The sequence below is a fragment of the Mesorhizobium sp. M0618 genome, assembly GCF_040320765.1.
GTDB lineage: Bacteria > Pseudomonadota > Alphaproteobacteria > Rhizobiales > Rhizobiaceae > Mesorhizobium.
The window spans coordinates 12,537-31,416 of sequence record NZ_JAMYQH010000043.1 but is presented as its reverse complement, the minus strand read 5'-3'; the positions used below and the strand labels follow the sequence as shown (position 1 = coordinate 31,416).

At 63.1% G+C, this 18,880-nt stretch carries 16 protein-coding genes; 9 read left to right on the top strand and 7 right to left on the bottom strand.

Annotated features, from left to right (window positions below; genetic code table 11):
- Nucleotides 1-3 precede the first annotated feature (3 nt).
- Both NKJ04_RS30715 and NKJ04_RS30710 read right to left on the bottom strand, forming a co-directional pair.
- The gene (locus tag NKJ04_RS30715; protein ID WP_352679400.1) at nt 4-2,460 is read right to left on the bottom strand and encodes a penicillin-binding protein 1A; all 2,457 of its coding nucleotides are present in this window, start codon (nt 2,458-2,460) and stop codon (nt 4-6) included.
- A gap of 213 nt (nt 2,461-2,673) precedes the next feature.
- Nucleotides 2,674-3,936, bottom strand: a complete 1,263-nt coding sequence (locus tag NKJ04_RS30710) for an N-acetylmuramoyl-L-alanine amidase (RefSeq protein WP_352609664.1) — start codon at nt 3,934-3,936, stop codon at nt 2,674-2,676.
- 654 nt (nt 3,937-4,590) lie between these two features.
- On the opposite strand from NKJ04_RS30710, the gene NKJ04_RS30705 reads away from it, so the two are divergent.
- Nucleotides 4,591-7,527, top strand: a complete 2,937-nt coding sequence (locus NKJ04_RS30705) for a ribonuclease E/G (protein ID WP_352679398.1) — start codon at nt 4,591-4,593, stop codon at nt 7,525-7,527.
- A 169-nt stretch (nt 7,528-7,696) separates the two neighbouring features.
- Here NKJ04_RS30705 and NKJ04_RS30700 read toward each other — a convergent pair whose 3' ends face one another.
- Nucleotides 7,697-8,680, bottom strand: a complete 984-nt coding sequence (locus NKJ04_RS30700; protein ID WP_352679396.1) for a glutaminase — start codon at nt 8,678-8,680, stop codon at nt 7,697-7,699.
- Nucleotides 8,681-8,684: 4 nt separating this feature from the next.
- Nucleotides 8,685-9,833 (bottom strand): pyridoxal phosphate-dependent aminotransferase, encoded by a 1,149-nt coding sequence (locus NKJ04_RS30695; RefSeq protein ID WP_352679394.1) that lies wholly within the window; start codon nt 9,831-9,833, stop codon nt 8,685-8,687.
- A gap of 145 nt (nt 9,834-9,978) precedes the next feature.
- On the opposite strand from NKJ04_RS30695, the gene NKJ04_RS30690 reads away from it, so the two are divergent.
- The 6 genes from NKJ04_RS30690 to aat all read left to right on the top strand — a co-directional run bounded on the left by NKJ04_RS30690 (nt 9,979) and on the right by aat (nt 15,290).
- Nucleotides 9,979-11,373 carry a M48 family metalloprotease gene (locus NKJ04_RS30690; protein WP_352439931.1) on the top strand — a complete coding sequence of 465 codons (1,395 nt, stop codon included), beginning with the start codon at nt 9,979-9,981 and terminating at the stop codon, nt 11,371-11,373.
- Between the two features lie 61 nt (nt 11,374-11,434).
- On the top strand, nt 11,435-12,238 hold the full coding sequence (locus NKJ04_RS30685; protein ID WP_352679393.1) for a DsbA family protein: 804 nt from the start codon (nt 11,435-11,437) through the stop codon (nt 12,236-12,238).
- Nucleotides 12,239-12,386: 148 nt separating this feature from the next.
- On the top strand, nt 12,387-12,821 hold the full coding sequence (aroQ, locus tag NKJ04_RS30680) for a type II 3-dehydroquinate dehydratase (protein WP_013531359.1): 435 nt from the start codon (nt 12,387-12,389) through the stop codon (nt 12,819-12,821).
- Nucleotides 12,822-12,847: 26 nt separating this feature from the next.
- A complete protein-coding gene (gene accB, locus NKJ04_RS30675; RefSeq protein ID WP_023812132.1) occupies nt 12,848-13,306 on the top strand; it encodes an acetyl-CoA carboxylase biotin carboxyl carrier protein in 459 nt (152 codons plus the stop codon).
- A 10-nt stretch (nt 13,307-13,316) separates the two neighbouring features.
- Nucleotides 13,317-14,660 carry an acetyl-CoA carboxylase biotin carboxylase subunit gene (accC, locus tag NKJ04_RS30670; protein WP_352679390.1) on the top strand — a complete coding sequence of 448 codons (1,344 nt, stop codon included), beginning with the start codon at nt 13,317-13,319 and terminating at the stop codon, nt 14,658-14,660.
- Between the two features lie 12 nt (nt 14,661-14,672).
- Complete coding sequence (gene aat, locus NKJ04_RS30665; protein WP_023812134.1) at nt 14,673-15,290, top strand: leucyl/phenylalanyl-tRNA--protein transferase; 618 nt, start codon at nt 14,673-14,675, stop codon at nt 15,288-15,290.
- A 28-nt stretch (nt 15,291-15,318) separates the two neighbouring features.
- Here the strand turns inward: aat and NKJ04_RS30660 are convergent, their stop codons facing one another.
- The 3 genes from NKJ04_RS30660 to NKJ04_RS30650 all read right to left on the bottom strand — a co-directional run bounded on the left by NKJ04_RS30660 (nt 15,319) and on the right by NKJ04_RS30650 (nt 16,893).
- Nucleotides 15,319-15,705 (bottom strand): hypothetical protein, encoded by a 387-nt coding sequence (locus NKJ04_RS30660; protein ID WP_127291408.1) that lies wholly within the window; start codon nt 15,703-15,705, stop codon nt 15,319-15,321.
- 75 nt (nt 15,706-15,780) lie between these two features.
- Nucleotides 15,781-16,371, bottom strand: a complete 591-nt coding sequence (locus NKJ04_RS30655; RefSeq protein WP_352609658.1) for a DUF2155 domain-containing protein — start codon at nt 16,369-16,371, stop codon at nt 15,781-15,783.
- A 123-nt stretch (nt 16,372-16,494) separates the two neighbouring features.
- The gene (locus NKJ04_RS30650) at nt 16,495-16,893 is read right to left on the bottom strand and encodes an NADH:ubiquinone oxidoreductase subunit NDUFA12 (protein ID WP_013531353.1); all 399 of its coding nucleotides are present in this window, start codon (nt 16,891-16,893) and stop codon (nt 16,495-16,497) included.
- A 229-nt stretch (nt 16,894-17,122) separates the two neighbouring features.
- On the opposite strand from NKJ04_RS30650, the gene panB reads away from it, so the two are divergent.
- Both panB and panC read left to right on the top strand, forming a co-directional pair.
- Complete coding sequence (panB, locus tag NKJ04_RS30645; RefSeq protein ID WP_352609656.1) at nt 17,123-17,965, top strand: 3-methyl-2-oxobutanoate hydroxymethyltransferase; 843 nt, start codon at nt 17,123-17,125, stop codon at nt 17,963-17,965.
- Entirely contained in the window at nt 17,962-18,813 is an 852-nt protein-coding gene (gene panC / locus NKJ04_RS30640; protein ID WP_128304040.1) for a pantoate--beta-alanine ligase, read from the top strand. The genes panB and panC overlap by 4 nt, the downstream gene beginning before the upstream one ends.
- Nucleotides 18,814-18,880: the final 67 nt, after the last annotated feature.

The window sequence follows — 18,880 nt, the reverse complement described above, 5'->3', positions numbered from 1 at the left end:
TCATCAGTAGAGGCCGCCGCCGCCGGACTGGATGGCTTGATTGGCCTGCGGCGACAGCGCGCCACCGGTGGCATTGGAGCCGTCGGCGCCCATGCCGATCACCCAATAGCTGTCGGCGGGACCGGTGCCCGGCTTGAAGGCTTCGATGATGGTTCCGGGATCGCCCGATGCGGCACGCATGCCGGTCTTGCGGTTGATGGCAACCAGGTTCATGCCTTCGGGCACCTTGAAGTCGACATTGGGCGTGCCATCCAGCGCCACCCGCATGAAGTCCTTGAAGATTGGTGCTGCGAGACCACCGCCGGTGGCGCCATGGCCGAGGCCGCGCGGCGTGTCGTAGCCCATGTAGAGGCCGACGACGAGGTTGGGCGTGTAGCCGATGAACCAGGCGTCCTTTTCGTCGTTGGTCGTTCCGGTTTTGCCGGCGATGTGGCGGCCGAGTTCATTGATGGTGGCGCCGGTGCCGCGCTGCACGACGCCTTCCATCATCGAGGTGATCTGGTAGGCGGTCATCGGATCGAGCACCTGCTCGGAATTGTCGACCAGTTCCGGCTCCGGCTGGTTTTGCCATTCAGGCGCATTGCAGCCCTGGCAGCCACGTTCGTCCTGCTTGAACACCGTCTTGCCGTAGCGGTCCTGGATGCGGTCGATGAGCGATGGTTTGATCGATTTTCCGCCGTTGGCCATGATCGAATAGGCCGACACCATGCGCATCACGGTGGTTTCGCCGGACCCCAGCGCCATCGGCAGGTAGGGCGCCAGATGGTCGTAGACACCAAAGCGCTCGGCATATTCGACGACCAGCTTCATGCCCATGTCATTGGCAAGCCGCACCGTCATCAGGTTGCGCGACTTCTCGATGCCGGAGCGTAGGGTCGCCGGACCGGCGACGGTGCCGTCATAGTTCTTCGGCGTCCAGCTCGTGTTGCCGCTCTGGATCGTGATCGGCCCGTCCATGATCACCGAGGCCGGCGTATAGCCATTGTCGAGGGCGGCCGAATAGACGATCGGCTTGAACGAGGAGCCCGGCTGGCGCATGGCTTGCGTGGCGCGGTTGAATTCGGACTGCGCGTAGGAGAAGCCGCCGACCATGGCCAGCACGCGGCCGGTGTGCGGGTCCATGGCGATCAGGCCGCCTTCCACTTCGGGCACCTGGCGCAGGCTGTAGGCGCCATCGGCACCATCGTTTTTCTGCACGAAGATGACGTCGCCCGGCTTCAGCACCTCCGCCGGCGACTTGGCCTTGACGGTCTTGCCGGCAACCACATGGCGCATGGCAAAACCCATGTCCTCCTTGCTGATGGTGCCTTCGACGCGCTCCTTGACGATCTCGCCCGACGCCTGCCGTGCCGGCTGCAGGCCGATCGACAGGCCGGTCGCCGAACTGTCGAGCACGACGGCGAGCGACCATTCGGGGACATCCTCCAGCCCCTTGACGGCGCCAAGCGGCACGCCCCAGTCGCCCGACACGTCGATCGATGTCACCGGCCCGCGATAGCCGCGCAGCGTGTCGTATTTCATCAACCCGTTCTGCATCGATTTGCGGGCAATGAGCTGGATCTTCGGATCGAGCGTGGTGCGGACGGAGAGACCGCCTTCGTAAAGCGCGTTCTCGCCGTAGCGGGCGATGATCTGGCGGCGCACCTCTTCGGTGAAGTACTCGCCGGCGAACAGATAGGTGCCGCTGCGCCGCGGCGTCACGCCCAGCGGCTCGGCCTTGGCCTTGTTGCCCTCCTCACGCGTGACGTAGCCGTTCTCGACCATCTGGTCGATGACCCAGTTGCGGCGCTCGATCGCGCGATCGGCATGCTTGAAAGGGTGGTAGTTGTTCGGCCCCTTGGGCAGCGAGGCCAGGTAGGCGGCCTCGGCCACGGACAGTTCGTTGACCGACTTGTCGAAATAGGTCAGCGCCGCACCGGCGACGCCATAGGCGCCGAAGCCGAAGAAGATTTCGTTGAGGTAGAGCTCGAGGATGCGATCCTTGGGATAGGCCTGCTCGATGCGGAAGGCGAGGATCATCTCCTTGATCTTGCGCTCGTAGGTCTGGTCCGAGGACAACAGGAAGTTCTTCGCCACCTGCTGGGTGATCGTCGAGGCACCGACCTGACGCCGGCCCGAGCCGAGATTCTGCAGGTTGACGATGATGGCGCGGCCGAGGCCGGTCACATCGATGCCCGGGTGGTTGTAGAAATTCTTGTCTTCGGCCGACAGGAAGGCCGCCTTGACGCGGTCCGGTATGGCCTGGATCGGCAAATACAGGCGCCGTTCGCGCGCGTATTCGGCCATCAGCGCGCCGTCAGACGCGTGGATGCGGGTGGTCACCGGCGGCTCGTATTTGGCCAGCACCTCGTAGTCGGGCAGATCCTTCGACAAATGGCCGATATAGATGGCAACGCCCGCCGCGACCAGAAGGGCCAGCGTCGTGCCGATGCCGAAAAAATAGCCAATGAGACGAATCATACCCGCTCCAGTCCTTGGTTCGGGAATTTCCTAAACGAAGCCGCCTTTCGCGCAAGCTTTCGAGCCGGTCCCAATCCGTAATCGAAAACCCTTGTCGCCGCCATGTGGACAAAATACGGCAATGCCTGATTTCGCGGTCGCGAGCCGGAAATAAAAGCATTGGGTGTTGTCGTCGCGCAACGCCGCCTCTGGTTGCAGGCGCCGCCGGTCATGTCAACCTCCGGTTCCCGGTCCGGCCTTGGCCGACGCGAACAGCGCGACGGCGTTGGTTATGCTCTGGGCCGCCTTGCCGCGCCAGTCGGCGTTGAGCAACTGCGCCTCGTCCTTGGCGTTCGAGAGATAACCGAGTTCGACCAGCACTGACGGCACGTCGGGTGCCTTGAGCACCTTGAAGCCCGCCGAACGCTGGGGATTGTTGATCAGGCCGACGCTGGTCGACAACTGGCCGACCAGCGTGTGGGCGAAACTCATCGAGAAATTGTGCGTTTCGCGGCGGATCAGGTCGATCAGGATGTCGGTGACTTCCTTGTTGTCGTTCTTGATTTCCATGCCGGCGAACTGGTCGGAGAGGTTTTCTCGGTCGGCAAGCGCCTGCGCCTCGGGATCCGAAGCCTTGTCGGAGACGGTGTAGACGGTGGCGCCGCGAATGCCTTTGACGCTGATCGTGTCGGCATGGATCGAAATAAGCAGGTCGGCCTCATGCTGACGGGCAATGCGCACGCGATCGTCCAGACGCAGGAATTCGTCTGTGTCGCGCGTCATGAACACATCATAATTGCCGACGGCTGCGAGTTTGTCCCGCAGCTCCGTGGCGAAGGCCAGCGTGACGTTCTTCTCGATGGTGCCGTTCAGGCCCTCGGCACCGCCGTCGATGCCACCATGGCCGGGATCGATGACGACGGTGAACCGATGGCCCGGATTGGAAACCGGCCCGGTGCCGACCCGCCCTCCCTTGTCGGTCGAAACGGTCGATCCGGTGGTCAGCGCCTGATTGGCCAGCGCCACATCGAACTCGCGCTCGGATGCCGCCGACATGTCGATGGCAATGCGGTAGCCGGGTCCGTCCTCGTTCTTGAGCAGGTCGAGCTTGTCGACCGCAAAGGGACCCTTGCCGGTGAGGACCAGCCGCGAAACGCCCTCGCCGAGCGCGCCCAGGCGCACGCTCTTGACCAGGCCCCGCGCCTTCAAATCCTTGGCATCAACGGCGAATCTCGTATTCGCGAGATCGATGACAAGACGGTTGGGGCCGCGCAGCAGGAACCATTTGATACCGGGTTCGCGATCGAAGTCCATGACGATGCGCATCTTGGTGGCATCGCCCGCCATCTTGTAACCTTTTGCCACGAGCGGAGCGTCGGCGGCATTGGCATTTGAGGACAGGGCAGATGAGACCGCCAGCAGCAGCAAGAGGGCGAAAGCGGCCAGGATCCGGCCGCCGACACGACATCCCTTGTCTGTGAAGTCCGCCAATCCCATCTCTCTTCCAGTCGCTCCCGGTTTGGCGCCCGGCGCCCGGTCATTTCGTCCATATGCCGGTTAGGCCGCGAACTCGATTAACGATTGGTATCCAGAGAAGGTTAACCAAGCCTTTTCATGCAAGGGCGGCAAGCCTAGCTTACGCTACGGAACGGCTTTTTGCCGGCATCGGAAATCGGGGTTGCCTTCCATCCCGCCAAATCATAAAAGCGATGGTGGATCACTGCAATCCTGGAACCGCCCTCCTCCGCAGCTTCTTGCTACAGGGTCAGATGTAAAGGCGGCTCCTTTCGCTTCAGGCGAAAAGGGTTCAGGTGATCGCGACGAATTTCGCAGGCGTGCTCCCGTGGCGGGGGAATCGCCTGCGTGAGGAAAACGGCCGGGTTTGTTCCCGCGCCGGCTCTGTATGAGCAAACAAGCTGGTCCGGTTCATCCGGGCTTTGGTTCAAAAGGTTCTGTTGGTGACGATGGCTTCAAGCGCAATCATGGAAAGGTCCGCATCAAACCGCGCCATTATGGCTGCGGGCGGCACCGCCATGGCGCTCAAGCGGCGGCCGGCGGACGTTCAAATATCCGGCACCCACATTCCAGACACGCAGCAGCAGGCTTTGCCTCGCAAGCTGCGGCTGACGGCTGCCGGGGGGAAACGAAATAATGCCCAACAAAATGCTGATAGACGCCTCCCACCCGGAGGAAACACGCGTTGTCGTCGTACGCGGTAACCGTATTGAAGAATTCGACTTTGAATCCCAGGACAAGAAGCAGCTCAAAGGAAACATCTACCTAGCCCGCGTAACGCGCGTAGAGCCCTCCCTTCAGGCAGCCTTTGTCGAATATGGCGGCAACCGTCACGGTTTTCTCGCCTTCAGTGAAATTCACCCCGATTACTACCAGATTCCGGTCGCCGATCGTCAGGCACTGCTACGCGCGGAAGCGCAGGAGGCCGAGGACGAGGAGAACGAGGACGGCGACGGCGATGACCGTCAGAGCCGCGATCGCGGACGGCGCGGTCGCAGGCGCGGCGGCAAACCCCGCGACCGGGGCGAGCACAAGCGCGATGCTGCCGATTCCGGCGAGGCAAACGACGCTGCCGACGAGGCAGAAGAAGGGGCCGACGCTGGTTTCGAAGAGATCTCGCACACGTCCGAGATCATCGAACATGCGGCCGATACGTCCGAACAAGCCGATGCGTCCGAACATGGCGAGGATTCCGCCGAGCAGGACGAAGGCGAAACCCGCGAAGGCGGCCCGACGTCGATCGCCGCCTCGGTCGAGGCCGATGTGATTTCCGAAGCCGTTCCGCAGGCCGAACAAGGCAGCGAAGCGACCTCCGGCGACAATGATCGCGGCATGCTGGAAGAAGTGCAGTCCTCGCATCCAGATGATCACGAGGTCGAATCGGTCGGCGCCGAGGATGCGCTGGAGGAAGTGCGCAACCGCCGCAAGCCGGTGCGCCGCCAGTACAAGATCCAGGAAGTGATCAAGCGCCGGCAGATCCTCTTGGTGCAGGTCGTCAAGGAAGAGCGCGGCAACAAGGGTGCGGCACTGACCACCTACCTGTCGCTTGCCGGCCGCTATTCGGTGCTGATGCCGAACACGGCGCGTGGCGGCGGCATTTCGCGCAAGATCACCAGCGCGGTCGACCGCAAGCGCCTCAAGGAGGTCGTTGCCGATCTCGAAGTGCCGCAGGGCATGGGCGTCATCCTGCGCACCGCCGGCGAGAGCCGCACCAAGGCAGAGATCAAGCGCGACTACGAATATCTGATGCGGCTTTGGGAAAATGTCCGCAATCTCACCTTGCAGTCCACGGCCCCTGCCCTGGTCTATGAGGAAGGCAGCCTGATCAAGCGCTCGGTGCGCGACCTCTACAACAAGGATATCGACGAGATTCTTGTCTCCGGCGAGGAAGGCTATCGCGAGGCCAAGGACTTCATGCGTATGCTGATGCCGAGCCACGCCAAGGTGGTTCAGCCGTTCCGCGACACGACGCCGATCTTTGTGCGCAACGGCATCGAGGCACAGCTAGACCGCATGCTGCAGCCGCAGGTGACGCTGAAGAGCGGCGGCTACATCATCATCAACCAGACCGAAGCGCTGGTTGCCATCGACGTCAATTCGGGCCGTTCCACCAAGGAGCACTCGATCGAGGACACCGCGCTCCACACCAATCTGGAAGCGGCCGAGGAAGTCGCGCGTCAGCTCAGGCTGCGCGATCTTGCCGGCCTGATCGTCATCGACTTCATCGACATGGAGGAGAACCGCAACAACCGCTCCGTCGAGAAGCGGTTGAAGGATCACCTCAAGAACGATCGTGCGCGCATCCAGGTCGGCCGCATCTCGCATTTCGGCCTGATGGAGATGTCCCGCCAGCGCATCCGCGCCAGCGTGCTGGAATCGACCATGAAGCCCTGCCCGCATTGTGGCGGCACCGGCCATGTGCGCTCCGATTCGTCGGTCGCGCTGATGGTGGTGCGGGCGATCGAGGAATTCCTGCTCAAGGATTCGCGCAGCCACATCACGGTACGGACGCCGGCGGCGACCGCACTCTACGTGCTCAACCACAAGCGCGGCACGCTGGTGGAACTCGAAAGCCGCTTCGGGCTGACGATCACCGTCGAGGCCGACGATTCGGTCGGTTCGCAGCACTATGCGATCTTCCGCGGCGCGCTGGCTGAAAAGCCGGAAGGCTTCGTCGAGGCGCGCAGCTTCCCGGCCTATGTCGAGCCGGAAGAGCCCGAGGACGAGATTGCCGTCGTCGAGGAAGACGACGAGGCGCCGGTGCAGGCCGAACAGCCACGCCAGCAGCCGCAGCAACAACCCCGACCTGCTGCCGCCGGTGGCGAGGAAGGCGAAGGCCGCGACCGCAAGCGCCGCAAGCGTCGGCGTCGGCGCGGCGGCAAGGATCGCGATCGCGAACATGGCGCCCCTGCGGACGGCGCTTCCGTCTCGGCTCCGGCCGGTGAGTTTTCGGACTCGGACTCGGCCGTCAGCGATGGCGACACGGAAACGGACGACAACGCCCCTGTTGGTGTTGCCGAAACGTCCGAGGCAGTTGAGGCTTCGGACGAAGGCCAAGGCAAAAAGCGCCGGCGCGGCAAGCGCGGCGGCAAGCGCAACCGCCGCGAAGACGGTGAAGGCGAGGCCGAGGCAAGTGCTGGCGAAGCAGCCGACGCGTCCGAAGGCGAAGTCTCGGCAACCGAGGTGATCGCCAGCGAGCCGGTCATTGCTGCACCAGCCGAAGAGCCGGCGGCGCTTGCTCCGGCCAATGACGACGCGCCGAGCACGGAGAAGCCGAAGAAGCCACGTCGTGCCGCCAAGCCGAAGAAGGCCGCGGCCGAAATCGTCGCCGAAGAGCCGGCTGCCGAGGCGGAAGCACAGGTCGAGACGCCGGCCACTGCGTCCGACGAGGCGGTGGCTGTCGAGAAGGCGCCGAAGGCCCGCCCGTCGCGGCGCAAGCCGGCGGCGGTGAATGCGCCGGTCGAGCCGGTGGTGTCTTCGACCGTAGCGGAAGAACCCGCGGCCAAGGCTGAGGACAAGACCGAGGACAAGCCGAAACGCGGCGGATGGTGGCAGCGGAAGGGCTTTTTCTAAGCCTTTCAATCGCATGAGCTAGTTCTCTGACAAAAATCCCGCGCCGTCTCGAAGACGGCGCGGGATTTTCTTATCTGGCGTTATGCCGGATCGCGAAAGGCTAAAACGCTTCTTTGATTCCAAGCATGTCGTTGTCCCAAAACCGCTGCGCACTTTTGGGCGACATGCATCACGGCGCGAAGATCGACCAGTTCATCATCCTGGCCAGCTTTTCCAGCGCGATCGACCCCAGCTTGGAATTGCCGTTGGCATTGAGGCCCGGCGACCAGACGGCAAGCGAGGCCACGCCCGGCACGATGCCCAATATGCCGCCGCCGACGCCGCTCTTGCCGGGAATGCCGACGCGGAAGGCGAAATCGCCGGAGCCGTCATAATGGCCGCAGGTCAGCATCATGGCGCCGATGCGGCGTGCCCGCTCGGCCGACACCACGGAATGCCCGGTCGCCGGGTTCTTGCCGCCATTGGCGAGGAAGCGGCCGGCGAGCGCCAGTTGCCGGCAACTCATGGCGATGGCGCAGTGGTGGAAGTAGACGCCCAGCGCCAGTTCCGGCGCATGGTGGAGATTGCCGAAGGATTTCATGTAGTTGGCGAGCGCGAAGTTGCGATAGCCGGTGGCCCGTTCGGATGCTGCGACCTCGCGGTCGATGATAATGGTCTCGTCGTCGGCCAGGAACTGGATGAAGCGCAGGATCTCGCCGATCGCCTCGCGCGGCTGGTGGCCGGCAAGCAGGATGTCGGAAATGACGATGGCGCCGGCATTGATGAACGGATTGCGCGGAATGCCGTTCTCATGCTCGAGCTGCACGATCGAGTTGAACGGATTGCCTGACGGTTCGCGCCCGACCCGCTGCCACAGCGCGTCGCCGACATTGCCGAGCGCCAGTGTCAGGGTGAAGACTTTCGAGATGCTCTGGATGGAAAAGGCCTGGTCGGCGTCCCCCGCCGTCAGCACGTGGCCGTCATTGGTGACCGCTGCGATGCCGAATTTCTTCGGATCGACCTTGCCCAACTGCGGAATGTAGGAAGCGACATCACCGCGATCGGTGCGATCGGCCATTTCGGCAGCGACTTCGGCCAATGCCTGGTCAAGTTTGGAGGCCTGATCAAGTTTGTGGGCCTGATCAAGTCTGAGGGCCTGTTCGAGTTCCGGCATGGCGCTACCTCAACCAGCGTTCGAGGCGCGCCATCGCCTCGATCATGTCGTCGTGGCTGCCGGCGTAGGAGAAACGCATCGTGCGGTGCCCGGCCTGAGTGTCGAAGTCTTGGCCGGGTGTTGCCGCGACATGCGCCTCGGCCAGCATCTTTCGCGCGAAGGCCATGCTGTCATTGGTATGCCTGGTGACGTCACAGAAGGCATAAAAGGCGCCGTCCATGGGCGCCGCCAGCGGAAAGCCGAGCTCCGGCAGGCGTTTCATCAAGAGCTCGCGATTCCAGGCATAGCGACCCTTGACCGCTTCCAGTTCCTCGGTCGCCCTGAACGCCTCGATCGCGGCGATCTGCGACAGCTCCGGCGGCGAGATGTAGAGGCTCTGGGCGACGCGCTCGACCGGCCGCACCAGGTCTTGCGGCAGCACCATCCAGCCGATGCGCCAGCCGGTCATGCAGTAATATTTGGAGAAGGAGTTGATCACCGTCACATCGCCGCCATAGGCAAGCGCCGTGGTGTCGGGGGCGGCATAGGCCAGCCGGTGATAGATTTCGTCGGAGATGACGGCGATGCCGAGCTCTTGTGCCGTCCTCACCAGAACCGCCAGTTCATCGGCCGGTATGACCGCGCCGGTGGGATTGGCCGGACTGGCGAAGAGAACGCCTTTCAGCGGCTTTTCACGATGCGCGGTCTCCAGATGGCCGGCATGCAGGTAGGCGGCGTCGCCGAGCTCGATCTCGACCACGTCGATGCCGAGTGCGGCCATGATGTTGCGATAGGCGGGGTAGCCGGGCGCCGCGATGGCGACGCGGTCGCCCGGATCGAACATCGCCAGGAAGGCGAGGTTGAAGGCGGCCGACGATCCAGTGGTCACCGCGATCCGGCCGGGCTCGATATCAAGCCCGTAGTGATCGGCGTAGTGTCCGGCGATCGCCTTGCGCAAACCTGCCAGTCCCAGCGCGTCGGTGTAGCCGATGCGTCCCTCCTGCAAGGCCTTGGCTGCGGCCGCGCGAACCAGAACCGGTGCGGGGTCGGAAGGCTGGCCGACGGCCATCGAAACAACCGGCACGCCCTGGGACTTCAGCCGGTTTGCCTCTGCCAGAATGTCCATCGCATGGAAGGGCTCGACATTGCCACGACGTGAGAGCGAAACGACCATTTAACCAGTATTCCCGATGACTGACGGCGCCAGGCACTGGCGCATGTGCCGCACAAATGCCCGATTGATGTGAGGATCACAAGTTGAGGAAGTTTCCGGCGCCGACTTTTCATCTTTCGCCCGCTCGTCTACCAGTGGAGCCATCATGTTGAGCCGACCCAGATCGACGATTGCCCAGGCAGCGCGCGTCTTCGCGACGCTTTCGCTTGGCGTTGCCGTTGCAATGGCGAGTTCGGTCAGCGCTTTCGCCCAGAACGTGCCGGTGGTGCGGGACGCCGAGATCGAGGCGCTGGTGCGCGATTACGCGCGGCCGATCTTCAGGGCGGCCGGCCTGGCGAATGACGGCATCGACATCGTTCTGGTCAACGACCAGAGTTTCAACGCCTTCGTCACCGGGCGCCGGCTGTTCATCAACACCGGCGCGCTGATGACGGCTGAAACGCCCAACGAGATCATCGGCGTCATCGCGCACGAAGCCGGCCATATCGCCGGCGGCCACCAGCAGAAGCTGCGCGACCAGCTTGAACGAGCCAAGACGATGGCCGTTATCGCGACATTGCTTGGCGCCGGCGCCATTGTCGCCGGTGCCACAACCAGCAGCCGCGGTCTCGCCGGCGCTGGCATGGGCGTGGCCGCCGGCGGCGGCGAGATGGCACAGCGCAGCATCCTCGCCTACCAGCGCACCGAGGAGATGACGGCCGACCGCTCGGCGATCACTTATCTCAACGCCACCGGCCAGTCCGGCATGGGCATGCTGAAGACATTCCGCCGCTTCCAGACCGCACTTTCGCTTTCGGGCGCCCAGGTCGATCCGTATCGGATCAGCCATCCAATGCCGCAGGACCGCATCGCCAATCTCGAAGTGCTGGTGAAACAGGACCCCAATGTCGACAGGCCGGACCCGCCCGCGCTGCAGCAGCGCCATGACATGATGCGGGTGAAGATCGCCGTCTACATGGAAGGCCAGGCGGCCGCGTCGCGGCTGATGCGAAAGATGCAAGGAACCCTCGCCGCGCAGTACGGCGACGCCCAGTCGACCTACCTGTTCGGCAACATCGCCGCCGCTCTCGCCAAGACCAATGCACTGATCAAAGCGCAGCCGAAAAATGCCTACTTCCAGGAACTGCGCGGCGACATCCTGATGAAAGCAAACAAACCCAAGGAAGCTGCGGACGCTTACGCCAAGGCGGTCAGCCTCGATTCGGCTCGGTCCGGTCTGCTGCCGGTGTCCGTGGGCCAGGCGCTGATGGCCGTCGGCACGCCCGACTCCCTCAAAAAAGCCGTCGTGCAGATCAACAATGGCCTCGGTCGCGACAAGGAAAATTCAGCCGGATATCGCTATCTGGCACAGGCCTATGGCGAGTTGGGCGACATACCGGGCGCTGAACTTGCCACCGCCGAAAGCCATTTCTATTCCGGCAACTACAAGGATGCGAAGATTTTCGCCATGCGGGCGCAACAGCAGATGAAACGCGGCGAGCCGCGCTGGCTTCGCGCCCAGGATATCATAAACTACAGGCCGTCAACCAAGATCAAGTGAACCTTCCGGTCGCGCGCCACGACATAGCCAGACCGGAAAACAGGTAGAAGGAACAGGAACGATGAAAAAGGCACTGCTCATGGGCACCACGGGGGTTGCGGTCGCCCTGGCCATGCTGGCTTTCGGATTCGTTGCCGGAAACCCGCAGATCGCCAGGGCCGGTACCGCGCAGCCGGTCGAGACGGCCGCGGCCGATACCAAGATCGACCGCACCGAGGTTGAAGGCATCATCCGCGACTATTTGTTGAAAAACCCGGAAGTCCTCCTGGAGGTTCAGGATGCGCTTGAGGCCAAGCAGAAGGAAGAGCAGCGCATCGCTCATCTCGGCGTGATCAAGGATGCCAAGGACCAGATCTTCAACTCCGCCTTCGACGGCGTCGTCGGCAATCCGAACGGCAAGGTCACCATCGTCGAGTTCTACGATTACAATTGCGGCTTCTGCAAACGCGCCATCGACGACATGCAGGCGTTGACCAAGACCGATCCGGACCTGCGTTTCGTGCTCAAGGAATTCCCCATCCTCGGACCGGATTCGCAGAAGGCGAGCGTGGTTTCGATGGCCTTCCACCTGATGCACCCGGAAAAGTACGGCGAGTTCCACAATGCGTTGCTCGGCGGCCAGGGACGCGCCACCGAGGCGGCGGCCATGAAGGTCGCGCTATCGCTCGGCGCCGACGAAGCGGCGCTGCGCGAGAAGATGAAGGACCCGACAATCAACGAGGCCCTCGCCAAGACCTACGATCTTGCCAACAAGCTGGCGATCACCGGAACGCCGTCCTATGTCGTCGGCAACGAGGTGGTGTTCGGGGCGCTCGGGCAGGAAGTGCTGGCTGAAAAGATCGAGGCGGCGAAGGCCGCGCTCTGATCTTGCTCGCCAGCTATTTCTCACGGGCACATTTCCGCCTGTTGTGGACAGTGAAAGAACGCACTTGCGCTCTTTCCGCGGGCGGCTATGCCCATTATAGAGGGCCCAGCGCGCCGGCTTGATGACGGCGCCGGGAAAGGTCGGCTTTTTGAAAACGGTTTTCGTCCTGAACGGTCCCAATCTCAACGCGCTCGGCAAGCGCGAGCCGGGCATCTATGGCGGCAAGACGCTTGCAGCGATCGCCGACGACTGCAAGCAGGCAGGCACGGCGCTGGGGTTCGAGATCGATTTCCGCCAGTCGAACCATGAGGGCGACCTTGTCGACTGGATTCAGGAAGCCGGCGACAAGGCTGTCGGCATCGTCATCAATCCGGGCGCCTACAGCCACACCTCGATTGCCATCCACGACGCCATCCGCGCCGTCGCACCGTTGCCGGTGGCCGAAGTTCATCTTTCCAACATCCATGCGCGGGAACCATTCCGCCACGTCTCCATGGTCGCGCCGGTCGCCGTCGGCATGATCTGTGGCTTTGGGCCGCTCGGCTATACGCTGGCGCTACAGGCGCTGGCCGCACGCCTATGACCGGCCAACAAACAGAAGGCTCGAAAATGTCGATAAAGAAGACCGGTGTTGACCAGCAACTGATCCGCGATCTGGCGGGCATACTGAACGACACCAACCTCACCGAGATCGAGGTTGAACTGGGCGACCTGAAGGTGCGGGTCTCGCGGCAGGCGCCAGCTGTTCATGCAATCGCAGCGCCGCAGCAGGCCTATGCGCCGGCAGCAGCGCAAGCTGCCTCCGTAGCTCTGCCCGTTGTGGCAGATATTTCCAAGAACGCAGTCACCTCGCCGATGGTCGGCACAGCCTACCTGGCGCCGTCGCCGGACGCCAAGGCATTCATCGAAGTCGGCCAGAAGGTCAAGGAAGGCCAGACGCTGCTGATCATCGAAGCAATGAAGACGATGAACCAGATCCCCTCGCCACGCGCCGGCACGGTGACCGCGATCCTTTTCGAGGATTCGCAGCCGGTCGAATATGGCATGCCGCTCGTCGTGATCGAGTAGAGCGGGCCTGATGTTTCAGAAGATCCTCATCGCCAATCGCGGCGAAATCGCCCTCCGGGTGCTGCGCGCCTGCAAGGAACTCGGCATCCAGACGGTGGTGGTGCATTCGACCGCCGATGCCGACGCCATGCATGTGCGGCTCGCGGACGAGAGCGTCTGCATCGGTCCGCCGCCATCGCGCGACAGCTATCTCAACATCCATCAGATCGTTGCGGCCTGCGAAATCACCGGCGCCGACGCCGTGCATCCGGGCTACGGCTTCCTGTCGGAGAACGCCAAGTTCGCCGACATACTGGCCGCGCACAACATCACCTTCATCGGTCCGTCCGGCGACCATATCCGCATCATGGGCGACAAGATCGAGGCCAAGCGAACCGCCAAGCGCCTCGGCATTCCGGTTGTGCCCGGTTCGGACGGCGCCGTCACCGACCAGAAGGAAGCCAGGCGCATTGCCTCCGAAATCGGCTATCCCGTGATCATCAAGGCATCGGCCGGCGGTGGCGGTCGCGGCATGAAGGTCGCCCTCACCGAGGCTGACCTGGAGATCGCCCTGCAGACGGCGAGCACGGAAGCCGGTGCCGCATTCGGCGACGATGCCGTTTATATCGAAAAATACCTGGAAAAGCCGCGCCATATCGAGGTGCAGGTGTTCGGTGACGGCTTTGGCCGCGGCGTGCATTTCGGCGAGCGCGACTGTTCCTTGCAGCGCCGCCACCAGAAGGTCTGGGAAGAGGCGCCCTCGCCCGCCCTCAATGCCGAAGAGCGCGCCCGCATCGGCGGCATCTGCGCCAAGGCCATCGCCGATCTCGGCTATTCCGGCGCCGGTACGATCGAGTTCCTCTACGAGAATGGCGAGTTCTACTTCATCGAGATGAACACGCGCCTGCAGGTCGAGCATCCGGTGACGGAAGCGATCACCGGCATCGATCTCGTGCATGAGCAGATCCGCGTCGCCTCCGGTGGCGGCCTCTCGGTGAAGCAGGAGGACATCAAGTTCAACGGCCACGCCATCGAATGCCGCATCAACGCCGAGGACCCGCGCACCTTCACCCCCTCGCCGGGCACGATCACCCATTTCCACACACCGGGCGGCCTGGGCATCCGTGTCGATTCCGGCGTCTATTCCGGCTACAAGATCCCGCCCTACTATGACAGCCTGATCGGCAAGCTGATCGTGCATGGGCGTAATCGCGTCGAGTGCATGATGCGCCTGCGCCGCGCGCTGGACGAGTTCGTCGTCGACGGTATCAAGACGACGCTGCCGCTGTTTCGCGATCTCGTCGGCAATGCCGACATCGCCAATGGCGATTATGACATCCACTGGCTGGAAAAATATCTGGCCAAGGAAGAGTAGCGCGGAGACGCGATGACCCGCCCCTACGCGCCCGGCTATCGCATCCCCACCGACCTGCTGCTCAAGGCCTACGCCTCAGGCGTCTTCCCAATGGCAGAAAGTGCCGGCGACCCGGAGGTGTTCTGGGTGCGGCCGGAGACGCGCGGCATCATTCCGCTCGATGGTTTTCACGCGCCGAAGAGCCTGAGGAAAACGATCAAGAAGAACCCCTTCGACATCCGTTTCGATTTCGATTTCGAAGCCACGATCGACGGTTGCGCCGAGAAGCGGGTGGAACGGCGCTCGACCTGGATCAATGCGCCGATCCGCGAAGCCTATGTCGAACTGCATCGCATAGGCCATTGTCACTCGGTCGAAGCGTGGCGCGAGGACCGGCTGGTCGGTGGCCTCTATGGCGTGTCGCTCGGCCGGGTGTTTTTTGGTGAGAGCATGTTCGCCAGGGAGACGGACGCTTCCAAGACCTGCCTTTTCTATCTCGTGGAGCGCTTGAAGGCACGCGGATTCGCGCTGCTCGATACGCAGTTCACCACCGAGCACCTCAAGCGCTTCGGCGCCGTCGACGTGCCGCGCGGCAAATATGAAAAGATGCTGGCCGACGCGCTGAAGGGCGAGGCCGTATTCTATCCCTGACGCCCAATTCTATCCCTGAAGATTGAGCCTACTTCCCAGTGGCGGCTTCCAATGGCGTCTGCGAATGGAACATCATCTTCCAGCCGTTGACGCGATGGACATAGCCGGTGCTGACCAGCGCGGCGTAAGGTTCGCCGTTCTCGCGTGTCGCATGTGCCTCGTAGGTCAGCATGATGATGTCGCTGCCCGGCTCGATAATACCCTTGAGGTCGATTTTCAGGTCGCGCCAACGGTTGGGCTTGGTTGCGGTCTTGGCGAGATCCGCATTGTCCATCGCCTGTGCCATCTGCGGAAACGCCACCAGGCATTCGGTGTCGGCATTGGCCGCATAGTAGGCCGCGTCGCCCGTCCAGAATCCCTTTTCGAGTTCCAGCAACTCTGCCTTGCCGGCCGTGATCCGCTTGCTGTCTGACATCGGAAGATCCTCCCTGCGCATAAATGCGCGCTCATCCGTGCCCCAACGTATGGTGGCCAGGACGGTTCCGGGGGATCAGTTGGTGTCGGTGGTATCGGGTTCCGAAGCGTCCGGCTCCGTCACGCCAGGCTCTGTCACGTCCGGAGCGGTCGCGGCTTTCGGTTTGGCCGCGGCGGGCTTGGGCGCCTCGGCTTTGGTCGAGTCTGCCTTGGCGCCATCGGGCGCCGGCACATCCGACTTCTGCTTGCAAGCCTTCAGCCAGACGTCATAGACGGCATGCTCGACGGCATTGAGGCCGGGGCTTTCGGCAAACATCCAGCCGGTGAAGATGCGGCGGATCTTGCGGTCCAGCGTGATCTCGTCGACCTCGACGAAAGAATCGGTCTTCGGCTCTTCGGTCTGCGGCCGTGAATAGCAGACGCGCGGCGTCACCTGCAAAGCACCGAACTGCACCGTCTCGTCGATATAGACATCGAAGGTGATGATGCGGCCGGTGATCTTGTCGATACCGGCAAACTCGGCAACGGCATTGGTAACCCGGTCCGCTCCCGCGGGCGGCGCCGGCGCGGGTGCCGCGGGCTCAGGCGAAGCGGCGAAGGCCACGGTGCTGACGGCAAGACCGGCGGCTAGCGCCAGACTGGCCGATATTGAGTAAGAAAAGCTCATGCAAAGATACCGGTGGTTCGCGCCCGGGTGATTCTGTCGATCGCCAAGGCTAGTCGCCGTTTTCTGATCAGCAAGCAGCTAAACACCAATTGTGGCGATAAAGGACCGGCTTGCACCCTGTCGCTACGACCCGGGTGTCCAGGCATCGTAGTCGCCGGTGACCTGCGGGCGATGCTGATTGGTCAGCACCGAGCCCTTCGGGCGATAGGCCGCCGGGCTGCCGGTCAGATTGGGCTGATGCGGCTTCTGCCAGTCGCGCGGCTTGTAGTCCTCGCTGGACGGCGCAACGTCGACGCGGTGGTGCATCCAGCCGTGCCAGCCGGGCGGTATCGCCGAAGCTTCCGAATAATTGCGGTAGATGACCCAGCGGCGCGTGCGGCCTTCCGAATCGATGCCGCCTTCGTAGTAGAAATTGCCGGTTTCGTCCTGGCCGACCTTCTTGCCGTACCGCCAGGTGTGCAGGCGGGTTCCTATCGTCTGGCTGTTCCACCAGGTGAAAAACTGCGTAAGGAAAGTCTTCATTTCAAAACCCTCGCGCCGGCAGCGCCCGTTTTCCTGCTTATGGCGTCAGGCCTTGCCGAAGGCAAGGCTTTTGCCACGGCGTGCGCGCAAATGGCTTGCCGGAAACCCGACACAAGCCTGTGATCCTGCCGGTCGCTGCATGCACGCTTGCCAAGCCTTTACGGTATTTCTAAAGCTCTGCGCGCCCATGCCTGCATCCAGCCCGGCTTGAGGCCAAAGGAGGTGACGATTGGCCACGGAATTGCCGACCACCGACATTCGCATCAGCGCCGAGGCGATTCGCCACCGCAAGGGCGGCACGCCGATCGTTTGCCTGACCGCCTATACCTATCCCATCGCCCGTCTGCTCGATCACCATGTTGACCTGCTTCTGGTCGGCGACAGTGTCGCCATGGTCCTGCATGGCCACAAGACGACGCTGGGCGCCTCGCTAGAGATGATGATTGCGCATGGGCAAGCGGTGATGCGCGGCTCGGCCAGGGCCTGCGTCGTCGTCGACCTGCCGGCCGGCAGCTATGAGGTCACGACGGCGCAAGCCGTGGCCTCGGCGCGGCGGGTCGTCGACGAAACCGGCTGCCAGGCGGTGAAGCTCGAAGGCGGCCTCGACATGACCAGCCAGATCGAGGCCATCGTCGCCGCCGGCATTCCGGTGATGGGACATATTGGCCTGCAGCCGCAATCGGTCGAGAAGGACGGCGGCTACAAGATCAAGGGCCGCACCGAGGAGGCTGTTGCGGCATTGCTTCGCGATGCGCTCGCCGTCGAGAATGCCGGCGCTTTCTCGGTGGTCATCGAAGGCACGGTCGAGAGGGTCGCCGCCGATATCAGCCGCCGCATCGCCATTCCAACCATCGGCATCGGTGCCAGCGGTGACTGCGACGGCCAGATCCTGGTCATCGACGACATGGTCGGGCTGACCGTCGGTCGCGTGCCGAAATTCGTCAAGGAATACGCGGACCTGCGCAGCGTGATCTCGCATGCAGCTGAAACCTATGCAGCCGAGGTGCGGGGCCGGACATTCCCCGGCCCCGGCCATGTCTTTTCGGCGACAAAGAACAGGGATGACGCATGAGCCAACCCGTCGTCGTCGACAGCGTGGCCGCACTTCGCGCGCAAATCCGGGACTGGCGGCGCGACGGCCTTCGTGTCGCCATGGTGCCGACCATGGGTGCACTGCATGACGGACACATCTCGCTGGTCAGGATCGCGCTCCAAAAAGCCGAGCGCTGCGTCGTGTCGATCTTCGTCAACCCGACGCAGTTCGCGCCGAGCGAAGACCTCGACAAGTACCCGCGCCAACTCGGCCGCGACCTCGACCGGCTGGGCGCGGCAAAGGCCGACCTTGCCTTCACACCGACGGTTGGCGAGATGTATCCTGCCGGCTTCGCCACGAAAATCTCGGTCGGCGGCCCCTCCGCCGGGCTTGAATCGGACTTTCGGCCGACTTTTTTCGACGGCGTCGCCACCGTGGTGGCAAAGCTCCTCCTGCAGGCAACGCCCGACTGTGCGGTCTTCGGCGAGAAGGACTACCAGCAGCTTTGCGTGGTGAGGCAGCTCTGCCGCGACCTCGACCTGCCTGTCGAGATCATCGGCGCACCGACGATCCGCGACGCGCATGGTCTCGCCATGTCGTCACGCAACGCCTATCTCGATGAGGCCGAACTGAAGATCGCCCGCCAGCTCAACGTGATATTGCGCAATACGGCTGCGGCCCTGGCGGCAGGCGCCGGCCAGAGCGACGCAACCGAAGAGGCCAGCCGCGCCCTCATCGCCGCCGGTTTCCGCGAGGTCGACTATGTCGAGGCACGCCAAAGCCTGACGCTTGCACCATGGCGTCGAAACCGCGAAGGGCGTCTTCTTGCGGCAGCATGGCTCGGCAAGACGAGGCTGATCGACAATGTGGAGGTTCCCGCTGCCTAGCGAGAAGGCTTCGGCCAGATAGACACGGACCGCGACCAAGGTCGATGGTCCCGCACTCCCGGCGGAT

Bases quoted from the DNA above. Each gene is read 5' to 3' on its own strand.
- panC (WP_128304040.1), top strand. From the start codon at position 17,962: ATGAGCCAACCCGTCGTCGTCGACAGCGTGGCCGCACTTCGCGCGCAA.
- NKJ04_RS30710 (WP_352609664.1), bottom strand. From the start codon at position 3,936: ATGGGATTGGCGGACTTCACAGACAAGGGATGTCGTGTCGGCGGCCGG.
- NKJ04_RS30660 (WP_127291408.1), bottom strand. From the start codon at position 15,705: ATGTCAGACAGCAAGCGGATCACGGCCGGCAAGGCAGAGTTGCTGGAA.
- NKJ04_RS30705 (WP_352679398.1), top strand. From the start codon at position 4,591: ATGCCCAACAAAATGCTGATAGACGCCTCCCACCCGGAGGAAACACGC.
- NKJ04_RS30650 (WP_013531353.1), bottom strand. From the start codon at position 16,893: ATGAAGACTTTCCTTACGCAGTTTTTCACCTGGTGGAACAGCCAGACG.
- aat (WP_023812134.1), top strand. From the start codon at position 14,673: ATGACCCGCCCCTACGCGCCCGGCTATCGCATCCCCACCGACCTGCTG.
- accB (WP_023812132.1), top strand. From the start codon at position 12,848: ATGTCGATAAAGAAGACCGGTGTTGACCAGCAACTGATCCGCGATCTG.
- NKJ04_RS30685 (WP_352679393.1), top strand. From the start codon at position 11,435: ATGAAAAAGGCACTGCTCATGGGCACCACGGGGGTTGCGGTCGCCCTG.
- NKJ04_RS30695 (WP_352679394.1), bottom strand. From the start codon at position 9,833: ATGGTCGTTTCGCTCTCACGTCGTGGCAATGTCGAGCCCTTCCATGCG.
- NKJ04_RS30700 (WP_352679396.1), bottom strand. From the start codon at position 8,680: ATGCCGGAACTCGAACAGGCCCTCAGACTTGATCAGGCCCACAAACTT.
- NKJ04_RS30715 (WP_352679400.1), bottom strand. From the start codon at position 2,460: ATGATTCGTCTCATTGGCTATTTTTTCGGCATCGGCACGACGCTGGCC.
- NKJ04_RS30690 (WP_352439931.1), top strand. From the start codon at position 9,979: ATGTTGAGCCGACCCAGATCGACGATTGCCCAGGCAGCGCGCGTCTTC.
- accC (WP_352679390.1), top strand. From the start codon at position 13,317: ATGTTTCAGAAGATCCTCATCGCCAATCGCGGCGAAATCGCCCTCCGG.
- NKJ04_RS30655 (WP_352609658.1), bottom strand. From the start codon at position 16,371: ATGAGCTTTTCTTACTCAATATCGGCCAGTCTGGCGCTAGCCGCCGGT.